Below are 12,661 nucleotides of genomic sequence, written 5' to 3' on the forward strand. Positions count from 1 at the left end.
TGCGGCGTTTAAATCTCTAGCATTCCGATTTTACAGTGCATAACATAATTAAATACGAATCATTATTATAATCATTTGCATTCAACAATTAACTATAATCGTCTGGTAAGGGACAACAATGAATAACGATGCCGTCTATGATTTTGTCGCCGTGGGTGTGGGGCCATTTAACCTGGGGCTTGCATGCCTGTCTTCAGCACTTACCGATTTGCGTTGCGTTTTCCTGGATAAAGAAGAGGAATTTAATTGGCATCCAGGGATGTTGATTGATGGCGTTACCTTGCAAAGCCCCTTTCTCGCGGATCTGGTTTCCATGGCAGATCCTACAAACCCTTTCAGCTATTTAAATTATCGAAAGCAACAAGGGAGCCTTTTTAATTTTTTTGTTCGCGAAAACTTTTATCTGGAGCGGCAGGAATACAACAGATATTGCCAGTGGGCAGTTTCCCGGTTGGACAATATTCGTTTTAACCACCATGTCGAGCAAGTGGTTTATAACCCGGAGCAGCGCGTTTATCAGGTGACGGGGATCGAAACCAAACATAAAAAACCGTTTAGTTTCCTGGCAAAAAAACTGGTTGTCGGTGTCGGCATGAAGCCGCGCGTTCCCGATTGCTTTCGCTCTGTTTCCCGTGGAATCGAATTGCATTCATCACATTACCTGAAAAATAAACCGGAGTTGCAAAAGAAGAAAAAAATAACGGTTATCGGTGGCGGGCAAAGTGGCGCAGAAATATTTTACGACTTGCTCAAGGACAGCGAAAAATGTGGTTATCAACTTGACTGGGTAACGCGCGCGCCCAGATTTTTCCAGATGGAAACAGCAAAGCTGACACTGGAAATTTTGTGCGGCGATTACGGCACCTATTTTCATGCATTAGATAAGCCCACAAAACAAAAAATTATTGAAGAACAAAAAAGTGTTTACTGCGGCGCGAACCAATCGCTACTCGATGAAATTTACGACTTCCTGGATACGAGCCGGCACAGCAATTTACCGCAAGTACAATTAATGCCCTGCATGAACCTGATGAATGTTGAGCCAGATAACAACTCCAATCATCGCTCCGCTAGCAACACGAATGGTTTTTTTCTGCAATTCATGCACACCCAGACCGGTGAACACTATCAGACTCACACCGACGGTTTGGTTCTCTCAAGCGGCCACAAATACGAAGTCCCCGCGTTTATGGAAGGTGTTTTCGACCGTATCGAACGCGATGAACAGGGTAAATACCTGCAAAAGGAAAACTGGTCGGTGGATATTCACGGGCGGGAAATTTTTATCCAGAACGCAGGTTTTGAAAGCCATGGTTTGATCAACCAGGATCTGGGTATGTCCTGTTACCGCAACAGCCGCATACTCCGGGAAATTACCGGCCGGGATATTTATCCGGTTGAAAACCGATTTGCATTCCAGAGTTTTAAGCCAGGAAAAGAATCCGGTTGGGAGCCTATGGGTAACGGAGTGTCCCGATGACCCTACGAATTGCCATCCTGATAATGTCCGCTTGCGGGGTTATCAGCGACTCTATTCTCATCGCGTTTTATCCGCAATTTTTTGAAATGCGCTATGGCCTTACCAACCCTGTGCATGTGGGTGCCTACATAGCAGCCATTTCGATTGCGGTAATGTGCGCACTACCCTTTTGGGCGAAGCTCACGCGCCGAATTGAAACGCTTCACCTGTTATGGATAACACAATTTTTGGCGGGATCGCTGGCTATTGCCAGTGCGCATGCACCGACTGTTCAGGTGTATTGGGTGCTGACAATGCTGATGTTTATTATGAAGGCGAGTTATCTGTTGCTGTTCCCGTACCTAATGCGTGAAGAAAAAACCGAAAATCATGGCTTGGTCATTGGCATGGTGGCTGTTGTAGTCCATGTAGGTGCGATTTTCGGTGCTTCTGTCGGCGGTTCCGCATTGGAACATCTTGGCCCCGAGGCAAGTATGTACCTGATGTCGGCGGGAGATTTCGTGCAAATGGGAATTTGCTTGTTCCTTATTTTTTCCGGCAACTACTCCAAAACAAATAAAGAGAAAGCCAAAACAAGTAATGACAAAACACGAGTGGAAAAAAGTGAAAAGTTGACCCGCCCTGCCGGTGCCTGGATCGCATTGGCAAAGCTCAGTGGCCTGATGTTGTTGTTCGATATGAGCGCCTATCTTGTGCGACCATTCTTTTCCGTCTATTGGGAATCGATTTACGCCTCCGGCAACCAGACCATTACCGGAATTGTTTTTGCGATACCGGGCATGGTGGCCATCGTCGGCCTGATCATCAATAAATCGTTTCTGAAAAATAAATTTCGCAACCTGGACCATACCGCGGTGAACCTGCTCATCGGTGCGACCGGTTTGCTGTTGCAAGGATCATCGTCTCCCTTGCTCGTACTTATTGGTCGTTGTCTTTATGGGTGGAGCTTGTTTCAAGTTGTCGTCAAGCTGGAAGTCACTTTATTTCGTATCAGCCAGCCAGCTTTTTACGACCGCGATTTTGCAGTCACCAATTTCTTCCAGAATCTCGGCGTTCTGTTGGCGTCTTTCGCCGCAGGGTACATCGTCAGTTGGATCGGTGTGCCTATGTCGTTTGCGTTGGCCGCCGGTGGATTTATTTTCACCGCTATTATCGACCGACGCCTGTTTGGCGTTGACAAGCATCACCAACGTGGGCTGGCAGCGAGTAATACCTATCAACCGAAACAGTTGGTGCTGGAGGAAGGATGAATAACTACGTTGAAGAACTTGGCCTGAACCCATGGATAGACATCCGCTTACTGGATGTAGAGAAAGATATCGCAACGCTTCATTCGTGGTTCCTGATGGACTATGCCGCGTTCTGGAATATGCAGAATACTTCCCTTGAAGAAGCCCGGCAGATTTATAGCGAGATACAAAATGGAAATTGCATGGAGGTTTATCTCGGATTCTATAAAAACCGTCCTGCTTTTTTGATGGAGAGCTACTGGCCGGACCGCGATGAACTCGGTGAGCATTATCCCGTTAAACCGGGCGATATTGGTATGCACTTTATGGTTGGCCCAGCTACTGAAAAACCTATTCCCGGATTCACCCGCGATGTGCTGCGCCACATTATGGCGTTTCTGTTTTATCAGAAAAAGGCCAAGCGAGTAGTTGTTGAACCGGATGTGAGAAATGACAAGGTACACAAGCTGAATGCATTTGTCGGTTTCCATTATGACGGCACTATTCAGTTGCAGAAAAAGCAGGCCAGCCTGGGATTTTGTTCAAAGGAAAATTTTATAAACACACTACAGAGGGTAAATGCCAGTGAATCAATTTAATTATTATCAACCGGAATCTGCGGTCGCCCATTTGTCACCGGAGGCTTGGGCCAGTGCAAATCGCCACCTGGTTTGTAAAGCGCTGAGCGAATTCAGCCACGAGCAAATCTTCACACCCACATTAATTGAAAGCATGGATGGTGGATGGGCGCTTTATCAGGTTCAAGCAGACGAATCCAATTGCAGTTACTTTTTCAAGGCGAAGAAAATGTACCTGCGGCACTGGCGAATAGCGAAAGAATCCATTGAGCGGGTGATAGAGAAACCCTTGGGTAATCAAGATGGAAAATCGATTAATTTAGATGCTTTGGTGTTAATTAATGATTTCAAGCGAACGCTCGGCATAGCCGAAGAAAAGCTGCCTATTTACCTCGATGAAATCAGCAGCACCTTGTACGGTGCCGCTTATAAAATGCGGCATTCACCTATTCCCTGCAGCGAGTTGGTTGATGCGGATTACCAAACATTCGAATCGTCCATGACTGAAGGGCATCCCGGTTTTGTCGCCAACAACGGACGAATAGGATTTGATGCTTATGATTACCACGCTTATGCACCGGAAACCGGCAGTGCTTTCAATATTATCTGGCTGGCGGTACATCGGGATCACGCAAAATTTGCCTGCGTAAAGGACCTTGAATATTACAGTTTTATCAAGCGCGAAATCGGCGCGGAGCTGTTTGACAATTACGTTAACAAACTGGTCGCCATGGGCTTAAACAGCGACGACTATTATTTTATGCCGGCGCATCCCTGGCAGTGGTATACCAAGTTAAGTATTGCGTTTGCTTCCTACGTGGCGAACAGAAAAATTGTTCCGCTGGGAATCAGTACGGACGACTATGTAGCCCAGCAATCCATCCGAACCTATTTCAATAAATCGAATACTGAAAAGAGTTATGTAAAAACCTCGCTCTCTATTTTGAACATGGGATTTATGCGCGGCCTTTCCCCTTACTATATGAAAGGAACGCCGGCGATTAACACTGTGTTGCAAGACATTATTGCGAACGATAAAACCCTGAATCAGCTGGGATTTTCCATTCTGCGTGAAATCGCTTCAATCGGCTTCAGAAATTATTACTACGAATCCGCGCTCACCAAAGACAGCCCCTACAAAAAAATGTTCTCCGGACTTTGGCGAGAGAGCCCTATTCCACTGCTGAAAGGCAACGAACGACTGATGACCATGACGGCGCTGTTGCATACGGATTATGACGGTAACGCGCTGATCGCGGAATTAATAAACCGTTCAGGCTTATCGCCCGAGAGCTGGTTAACACAATATTTCGATGCGTTCTTGCAGCCGCTTTTGCATTGCTTTTATGCGCACGATTTAGTGTTTATGCCGCACTGCGAAAATCTGATTGTGGTGCTCGACGGATATATTCCGAAGCGGGTGTTCATGAAGGATCTGGCGGAAGAATGTGTCATTTTAAATAAGGATGCCAAAGTTCCCGAAGATGCCGCGCGGATGGTGGTGGACGTACCGGAAGATTACAAACTGCTCGGCATTTTTATCGATGTGTTCGACGGTGTATTCCGGTTTATGTCACACATTCTGGAAGAAAGCGGCACCATTGAGGAAGAGCAGTATTGGCGATTGGTGGCGCAATGCGCAAAAAATTACCAGGCACGACATCCGGAATTAGCGCATAAATTCCAGCGTTATGATTTTTTTGCGCCGACATTCATGCACTCCTGTTTGAACCGCTTACAACTTAAAAATAATTTGCAAATGATCAATCTTGCCGACCCGGCTTCCAGCCTGATTATGGCAGAACCGCTGAGCAATCCGGTGGCGCAATTTGCAGAAGAAAAGCTGACGGTTTATCGAGAGAAAGAAGTGGCATGCTGAGATCCGCGGCGTTGTTGTCGCGCCTGAAGGATGAAGTCAATGAGCTGCTTCCCGAATGCGCGATACATGTCGATTCTGAGTCATCCGACTGGAATGCCTGGAGTGAAGTTAGCGCGGTAAATATTGAGCACCTGCATAGGTATTTGAGCATGCAATATCCGGAAGCAGGCGCTCGATATTGGAGATCACGCGGCTGGGGACTATTGATCTGGCAGCCGATTTATCTGGCGGTCATTGCGGCGCATAAGTGCCAGATGATATTGCCGTTAAACGAGATGGGCCAGGATTTTCCTCTATCGGGAATTCCCTCAGGTGTTTTATTCAAGCGCTGCCAGTTTAAACAAGGGGAACTCAGTGATTGCGTTCAACGGATGGCGGAAGATCTTATAAACGGTTGTCGCACAGTGTATAGCTGTTGGCGAGAGTCAGCAGACATCACCAGAAAAAATGCGGATCGCGTGGTAGCGGATTGCGTTTTGTCGGCATTGCTTATGGTGTATCCAAAACGTGTCGATGCCATGGAGGAGCTGGGTGATTTATGGTTAACGACCATGGGGCTACAAGGAGCCGCCGGGTTTATCCGCTATAAAAATATGACGGGTGAATCTCGTTTGGCGTTGGATAAAAAAAACTGTTGTTTCAGGTATTTGTGCCATGGCCGCAACCCCTGTGATGTTTGTCCCCGCCAGACGATAGATGAACGATTAAAGCGATTGAGTCAAGCATCGACCTGAATGTGACCAGTTTTTCTGCGCTAAGGGTCAACCGCATTACAGCGGATTTATTGCACAGTACAGGCAACAATTATTTGCACAATAGGGGAAACAATCCATGGGCAGGTCGATGTACAAACTATTGGATAATCTGGATCGATATTCCGCAAGTTACAACGATATATGGTTCACTCCTGAGGAGCAGTTAGCCCTGCCCATCGAAGCATATTGTTCAGAAGAAATATTCCGCGAAGAGCAGGAAAAGATATTTTCCCGCGCATCAACATATGTGGGTCATGAAGCCATGGTTCCCAACATCGGCGACTGGTACGCATTACCTCACGAGGAGAATTCACGCGTACTGCTCAGGCACGAACATGGGATCGAACTTATTTCCAATGTTTGTCGACACCGGCAAGCTATTATGTTGGGCGGTACCCCGGACCCTGCCAATATTCGCCGGGGAACATTGGAGTCGACCAGTAATCGTATTTTTTGTCCGATACATGCCTGGAGTTACGATCAAACCGGAAAACTGTTGAACGCACCGAAATTTGCAAAGCAACCTTGCGCCAATTTACAACGGTTCCCGTTAAGCAATGTGTCCGGTTTACTGTTCGAGGGAAAACGCAACCCCGCAGCAGATATGGCCACTCTGTTTGCCATGCCGGAATTCGACTTCAACGATTATGTGTTGGGACATGTGGAGCCGCATTCTTGCGCCTACAACTGGAAAACTTTTCTTGAAATTTATAACGATGATTATCACATCGCCGCATTTCACCCGGGGCTGAGCCGTTACGTTAACAGCAAAGGTTTGAAATGGAATTACGGTGACTGGTTTAGCGTGCAGCGGATTGGCGTTACCTCCAACCTGAATCGTGCGGGCACAGAAGCCTATAAGACCTGGCACAGCGACTTACTTTCCTATAACGAGGGATTAACACCCGAGTTCGGCGCAATCTGGGCAACGTATTATCCAACGCACATGATCGAAGTTTTTCCTTACGCACTGGTATTGTCCACGTTATATCCGAAGTCTGTGCACAGCACCTTGAATGTTGTGGAGTTTTATTATCCGAAAAAATTGCTGGAAGAAAATCCAAGCCTCGCAGAATCCCACCGAAAAGCCTACATGGAAACCGCTCTTGAAGACGATGAAATTGCCGAGCGTATCGATGCCGGACGGCGGGCGCTGTATCGACTCGGCGTAAATGAAGCGGGGCCTTACCAAACGCCCATGGAAGATGGTATTCGTCACTTTCACGGATGGTACAGAGCGTTGATGAAGTGACAACAGCGATGAAGTAGCAACTGAATTGATTCACTCAGGACAACAACGATTTGTTTATTGTGGAGATGAATATGTTTATAGAATTACTGGCCTTAATAGGCTTGGGATTTTTTATCCAGGGCATAGCATTATTCTTGCATCCCGCACGAAAAACGGAACAAAAAACGGATTTGGTATGGGATTTAATCGGCGCTATAAGCCCGCGGATTTTTTTTATAGTCATCGCAGCAGCTATTGCCATTCCACTGCAAGGTTGGCTCTCAAGTTATAGCTGGATCCTATCAGCTCGCGAGCTCATCATGAGCACTCCTTTCTGGATACTCGTTCTGGTGTACATAGTGCTTATAGATCTTTTGGACTATTGGATGCACAGGGCACTGCATACCACCTGGTTTTGGCATCAACATGCCTGGCACCACGCTCCAAAAGTTATTTATTGGATTTCCGGCCTCAGAACGTCTCCCGGTCAAATTATTATAAGAATAATCCCCTCGACTATCTTTGCCGCATTTATTTCTTTTGAGCAATTTATAGATTTAGGTATATTTTTTCTTATTTTTTTTACGCTATCGCAACATTTTATCCATTCAAATATGCGCATTCCCTACGAACAATATATAGAACTGCTCTTTGTAACACCGAGATACCATATGGTTCATCACAGTGTTGCAAGAAAATACTCAGATTCTAATTTTGCACAAATTTTTGTTTGGGATAGGTTATTTGGCACCTATACAGATCCAGCATCTGTACCTGAGGATGCGCCTAGTGGCCTCAATTATAAAAATACTAACTTGCGTTTGTTATTTGGATTTCCACCACCGAAAACAGATACAGCCAAAGCTGCAAATAATCAAAAAGAAAACCTAAAGATTCATGGTTAATGGATTATTAATACAAAAATTTCAGTGTTCACTAAATACTAATTAACCGTGAATTAATTTGATAAGTGAGTTTAGGATGTATGGCAGGTTTTCTAATCGGAGCATGTCGTGAAATTGGCCACCCCCGATGCTGCATTGCGTTGGATTGCCAGCCCGATAAACCGTTTCCCAAAGGCTTACCGGGCTGGGGATGGATGGACTAATGACTACTGTATTCCCACAGGCAACTCCGCCGCTGCCGTTGCTTCCTGCTGAGCTTTTTGCGCACTGCGCACGCGGGCCTTGTATCTTTTGTGCCAGATAATCACACCGGTAATACTCAGCATCGCAATAACCAGCCCCATGACAGAAACCAGAATTCGCCCTGGCAGGCCCAGAATGCGCCCTGAGTGCAAGGGGAATTGGGCTTGTACAAAGAGATCCGCGGCGGTACCTCTCCAAGGGGTAAAGTCGCCGAGTAATTCGCCATTTTTGGCATCCAGGAATACAGCTTTATGCCCGACACCGCCAGCACCGTGCCCCTCTTCGGCAGTAAAAAACTCAATTCGGTATATGCCAAATTCCCGCGCATACCAGATGCTATTTACCGGTTGCGACCAGCCCTTCCCTGCGCCCGCTTGCTGCCCTAACGCAATGGCCTGGGCAAAACCATAACGGGGTTCGATGGGGTTGTCGTGACCTGAGGGGGTGCGTTGATCGATAGGGGTTGGGGTCACATCGGACATCATGGACATGACGGGGAAAAACACTTCCCGGTACAGATTCAGGGAAAAGCCGGTGAAGGCAATGACAAACAGCAACACCCATGTCCACAGGCCGAAGGCTCGATGCAGGTCAAAATTCAATTTAGTTGGGCCACCGCTCCAGCGAATTTTCCACGCAGGCTTCCACCGTTGCCAATAACTGCTGCTGTCGGTATTTATCGACGAACGCGTTTGGGTATTGCGCTGGCGCTTTGGCAGGGTCAGGTAAAACCCGATAAAGCAATCGATTGTCCAGGTAAGTGCAATCACACCAAGCAACCAAAGTCCCCAATGGTCGGTACCCATAAATTCGGGAATGTGCAGACTAAAATGTAATTTGTAGAGAAAGGAGACGAAGTTTTCGGTAGTGATAGGCCAAACGGCGCCCCACTCCCTTTTACCCAAAATCTCACCGGAAACGGGGTCGACATAAACCTGGTTAAATCCGGGCTCATACAGCTTACCGGTTTCGGGATTAACCCTGGGTTCTACCCAATAGTAATAGGAGTGTCCGGGTTCGACCGCCAGCTCATAATAAGTTACCTGCACCTGGGGGTATTGCTGCTCCACTTGTTCAGCCAGGGTTGTCGCGCTCATTGGGCTGCCAGTAGTGGTGGTTTCCAGCAAGTGCGGATTAAGCCAATCATCCAACTCGTGATCCCAGGAAATAATAGCGCCGGTCAACCCGGTAATGACCAGAAATCCCGCGATCGTGAGTCCGAAATAACGGTGAAGCAATGTAAAAAATGCACGCATACGTTTGTCTCCTTGGTTGCGAGATGCCCAGTGTATCCAGAGGTCTCTTTGTGCCGGGTCTACACTGTTATTGTTTGGGCCCGGGAAATGACATCAAGGCACTGCAGCTTTCCCTGTCAGTGCCTTGTTTATTTGTTGCCGGTAATTACCCTGCCATTTAATTAATAGCGCCAGGTAATAGAGCCAGTTACGTTGCGGGGAGCGCCATAATTGGCCTGCCCCCACTGCGGACTCAACAGATATTTTTCATCCCCGACATTGTTTACATTCAGCGCTAAGGTCAGGTTTGTCGTCAGGGCATACCGGGCAAAGAGATCCACCAGCGCATAATCACCCTGTACCTGGGTGTCACCGTAATAGATTTCACTCTGCCAGTTAATACCCGCACCTATACGTACACCCGGCACTGCAACCAGGTTGTAAGCTGTGGCCAGCTTAAACTGGTGGGTTGGAATAAAACGACGAGTCTTGTCGCCATTATCATTTTCAACCCCAACGTGAGTGTAGCCGGCACTGATATTCAGGCCGGTAAGCACTTCACCGGCCAACTCCATTTCAAATCCATTACTTTCAAACCCGACACCCCGATAGATATTTAAACCGGATGCGGTATCACGGGTCACCCATTCACCAAAGTTCTCCTGGGTGGATTCAAAGTATGCCAAGGTGAGAACCGCACTCCCGTCAAAAACCTCTTGTTTAACACCAACTTCCGAACTCTCGCCACGTACCGCACCTAATGGGAGCAGCTCGGCGTTAACCCAGGTCTGGGCGTTGAACACTTCGCTATAGCTGGCATAGAGCATGGTGCCCTGCAGCACTTCATAAGTAATACCAGCATAGGGAACGGTTTCTTTGTCCGACGCAGCCTGCGGTGCACCGTAACTAATACCATCTTGCTTGATATCAACCGTACGTGCGCCCAAGAGCACCGAAAACTCGTCAGTGAGGTTCAGGCGGGTGGATACGTAATAGGAATCTTGCTTCTGATCGATGTAGGTAGACTGGGTTGCGGCATCGTAGACATCAAATTCAGGCAATGCTGTTTTCCCTTCGGCCCAAGCCGCACCGACAGGATTGTAATTCCATTCGTCGGTATAAATGGAACGTCCGGTCAGGGTGATGTCCGCCAGGTTAACCCCTGCTACCAATTCATGCTCTTGTCCCAACAGCGAAAAAGATCCGCTCACAAAGAGGTCAACAATTTCCTCTTTGTCTGCAGCCTCATAGAAACTGGCATGTGCCAACAATCCCTCTTCAGTAAGAGGGTCAGGCGCACCCGCCAAATAAAGAGACGTCCACTCACTGTCCAGGTCATTGCGGGTGTAAACAGCTTTCGCCATCCAATTCGTACCCAAGTCCTGTTCCAGCTCAACAAAGGTGCGGGTTTGTTCCACATCCTGATAGGCCCAGTCCGGTGCCGTATTAGTGGACACATCATAATCAGTCAGGGAGCCATCGCTGTAAAACAGTGGCAAGGCACCGGATGAATTACCATCACTGTGGCTGTCATTGATACTGTGACCCAGGGTAAAGCGCGTGGTATCAGTGATCGCGCCGCTGACAATACTGTAGAAGACAGTCAATTCTTTGCCGTAACGATCCAGATAGGAATCGCCATCCTGCTTGGCGACAACCAGGCGTCCATTGAGTTTGTCCGCAATTATCGGCCCGGAAATATCGCCATCCACCCGGTATTGATTCCAACTCCCGCCGGAACCGGCAACCGACACACGCAGATCTTCCGTCGGACGTTTGCGCAAATAGTTAATAGTCGCCGAGGGATTGGCGAGGCCAGTGATTAGGCCGGTCGCGCCTTTCACCACTTCCACCTGCTCATAAATGGCGGTGTCGTCATGACCATGGCCCAAGCCATAAGAAAAGGGAGCACCCATACCATCGTATTGAAAGTTAACAATGTCAAAGCCGCGCGCAGTGTAATAAGTACGGCCGGTTTCCACCTGCTCGACCGTGACACCGGGAACGTAAGCTAACAGTGAATTGATCTCCCGCAGGGAGAAGTCTTCGATTTGATCACGGGAAACAACCGATACCACTTGAGGTGTTTCCAGTACTGTCAGGTTCAGCTTGGTCGCTGTTTTTGTTTTATCGGCCTCGCCATAAACGTAAACAGTTTCAACATCGCCTTTGTTGGAATCTTTGTTAGATTTACCCGATTGCTGGCTGGTTTGAGCATAGGCACTACTGCTCCAAATAGCGCCTGCCACCGACAGAGCTAAAGCGCTACGAGATAAACTATGCATAACTACTCCCAAATAATCCTTTTTCCAAATCGAGTCGACCCGGAAATAAGTGAAATGTTTAGATAAATGACACTCTAAATCATTCGCAAATGAGAATCAATCTTGAAATTATTAGATGAGAGATAAATCGCAAATAGTATGAGTTGCCCCCTCCAGGGATAAGCTAAACAACAGAAGCAATCTTCGGCCTAAACTCGGGAGGGGCTCCTGCAAGCAAACTAAAAATCACCCTGCAAAGGTTGCCTCTTCCTCAAAACTGACGCCAATCAGATGCGGATATTTAATTAGCACCGCCAATGCAATTAAATCGTAGGCTCCATGCCAAAGCATAATGAGCACAACACTTTCACTGAAATAATAGGCAATCCCGAACACAATTCCGATCAGGGTTGCCACTACAAAGTAGATGAAGGAAATAAAATGCAAAAAACCAAAAATTATCGCCGGGAGAAGAATTGCGAGATAAATATTAATATGTGTTGCAAACCAGGCTTGCAATCCAATACGAAACAATAGCTCCTCACCAATCCCAGCCAAGACGGAAATGATGATCAATTTACCCCAAGAGTAACCGATAAAATGCCGTCCCATTTTTTTAACATCGGCAGTTAATTGTTCAGCTACTCCGCCACCATAAAGGTAAACCATATACATCAGCGCATACGTCACCACCGCGGCAAATACACCAAGCAATAAATCCACCACTGGTGACGCAAACCATAAATTCCATTGCAAATCCGCCGCAATAACAATAACCAAGCCGATAAATACAATAGAAAACTGGCTAAACAGAATGTAAGCGAAACTTATTTTATTATCGTTAGTTGTCATTACTTGCCCT

General features: G+C 47.2%; 10 protein-coding genes. 7 read left to right on the forward strand and 3 right to left on the reverse strand.

Going from position 1 to position 12,661, the window contains the following annotated elements:
• Positions 1-118: 118 nt before the first annotated feature.
• The 7 genes from AC1RJL_RS09350 (at position 119) to AC1RJL_RS09380 (ending at position 8,057) form a co-directional block, all read left to right on the forward strand.
• Positions 119-1,480, forward strand: coding sequence for a lysine N(6)-hydroxylase/L-ornithine N(5)-oxygenase family protein (locus tag AC1RJL_RS09350; protein ID WP_492913197.1), 1,362 nt, complete (start codon positions 119-121; stop codon positions 1,478-1,480).
• Positions 1,477-2,730 (forward strand): MFS transporter, encoded by a 1,254-nt coding sequence (locus AC1RJL_RS09355; protein ID WP_492913201.1) that lies wholly within the window; start codon positions 1,477-1,479, stop codon positions 2,728-2,730. Before AC1RJL_RS09350 ends, AC1RJL_RS09355 begins: the two co-directional genes overlap by 4 nt.
• The gene (locus AC1RJL_RS09360; protein ID WP_492913203.1) at positions 2,727-3,308 is read left to right on the forward strand and encodes a GNAT family N-acetyltransferase; all 582 of its coding nucleotides are present in this window, start codon (positions 2,727-2,729) and stop codon (positions 3,306-3,308) included. Before AC1RJL_RS09355 ends, AC1RJL_RS09360 begins: the two co-directional genes overlap by 4 nt.
• Positions 3,289-5,166, forward strand: coding sequence for an IucA/IucC family protein (locus AC1RJL_RS09365; RefSeq protein ID WP_492913205.1), 1,878 nt, complete (start codon positions 3,289-3,291; stop codon positions 5,164-5,166). The genes AC1RJL_RS09360 and AC1RJL_RS09365 overlap by 20 nt, the downstream gene beginning before the upstream one ends.
• A complete protein-coding gene (locus tag AC1RJL_RS09370) occupies positions 5,160-5,900 on the forward strand; it encodes a siderophore ferric iron reductase (protein ID WP_492913207.1) in 741 nt (246 codons plus the stop codon). The genes AC1RJL_RS09365 and AC1RJL_RS09370 overlap by 7 nt, the downstream gene beginning before the upstream one ends.
• 97 nt (positions 5,901-5,997) lie before the next feature.
• Positions 5,998-7,173 carry an aromatic ring-hydroxylating oxygenase subunit alpha gene (locus AC1RJL_RS09375; protein WP_492913209.1) on the forward strand — a complete coding sequence of 392 codons (1,176 nt, stop codon included), beginning with the start codon at positions 5,998-6,000 and terminating at the stop codon, positions 7,171-7,173.
• A gap of 71 nt (positions 7,174-7,244) precedes the next feature.
• The gene (locus tag AC1RJL_RS09380) at positions 7,245-8,057 is read left to right on the forward strand and encodes a sterol desaturase family protein (RefSeq protein ID WP_492913211.1); all 813 of its coding nucleotides are present in this window, start codon (positions 7,245-7,247) and stop codon (positions 8,055-8,057) included.
• A 206-nt stretch (positions 8,058-8,263) separates the two neighbouring features.
• Here AC1RJL_RS09380 and AC1RJL_RS09385 read toward each other — a convergent pair whose 3' ends face one another.
• From AC1RJL_RS09385 to AC1RJL_RS09395, 3 genes are all read right to left on the reverse strand, one after another.
• The gene (locus AC1RJL_RS09385; RefSeq protein ID WP_492913213.1) at positions 8,264-9,556 is read right to left on the reverse strand and encodes a PepSY-associated TM helix domain-containing protein; all 1,293 of its coding nucleotides are present in this window, start codon (positions 9,554-9,556) and stop codon (positions 8,264-8,266) included.
• Between the two features lie 161 nt (positions 9,557-9,717).
• A complete protein-coding gene (locus AC1RJL_RS09390) occupies positions 9,718-11,820 on the reverse strand; it encodes a TonB-dependent siderophore receptor (RefSeq protein WP_492913215.1) in 2,103 nt (700 codons plus the stop codon).
• Between the two features lie 225 nt (positions 11,821-12,045).
• Positions 12,046-12,651: a CPBP family intramembrane glutamic endopeptidase gene (locus AC1RJL_RS09395; RefSeq protein WP_492913217.1), complete on the reverse strand. Its 606-nt coding sequence runs from the start codon at positions 12,649-12,651 to the stop codon at positions 12,046-12,048.
• Positions 12,652-12,661 lie beyond the last annotated feature (10 nt).

The organism is Cellvibrio sp. GW822-FHT04B05 (assembly GCF_058800985.1).

Bases quoted from the DNA above. Each gene is read 5' to 3' on its own strand.
- AC1RJL_RS09350 (WP_492913197.1), top strand. From the start codon at position 119: ATGAATAACGATGCCGTCTATGATTTTGTCGCCGTGGGTGTGGGGCCA.
- AC1RJL_RS09355 (WP_492913201.1), top strand. From the start codon at position 1,477: ATGACCCTACGAATTGCCATCCTGATAATGTCCGCTTGCGGGGTTATC.
- AC1RJL_RS09360 (WP_492913203.1), top strand. From the start codon at position 2,727: ATGAATAACTACGTTGAAGAACTTGGCCTGAACCCATGGATAGACATC.
- AC1RJL_RS09365 (WP_492913205.1), top strand. From the start codon at position 3,289: ATGCCAGTGAATCAATTTAATTATTATCAACCGGAATCTGCGGTCGCC.
- AC1RJL_RS09370 (WP_492913207.1), top strand. From the start codon at position 5,160: ATGCTGAGATCCGCGGCGTTGTTGTCGCGCCTGAAGGATGAAGTCAAT.
- AC1RJL_RS09375 (WP_492913209.1), top strand. From the start codon at position 5,998: ATGGGCAGGTCGATGTACAAACTATTGGATAATCTGGATCGATATTCC.
- AC1RJL_RS09380 (WP_492913211.1), top strand. From the start codon at position 7,245: ATGTTTATAGAATTACTGGCCTTAATAGGCTTGGGATTTTTTATCCAG.
- AC1RJL_RS09385 (WP_492913213.1), bottom strand. From the start codon at position 9,556: ATGCGTGCATTTTTTACATTGCTTCACCGTTATTTCGGACTCACGATC.
- AC1RJL_RS09390 (WP_492913215.1), bottom strand. From the start codon at position 11,820: ATGCATAGTTTATCTCGTAGCGCTTTAGCTCTGTCGGTGGCAGGCGCT.
- AC1RJL_RS09395 (WP_492913217.1), bottom strand. From the start codon at position 12,651: ATGACAACTAACGATAATAAAATAAGTTTCGCTTACATTCTGTTTAGC.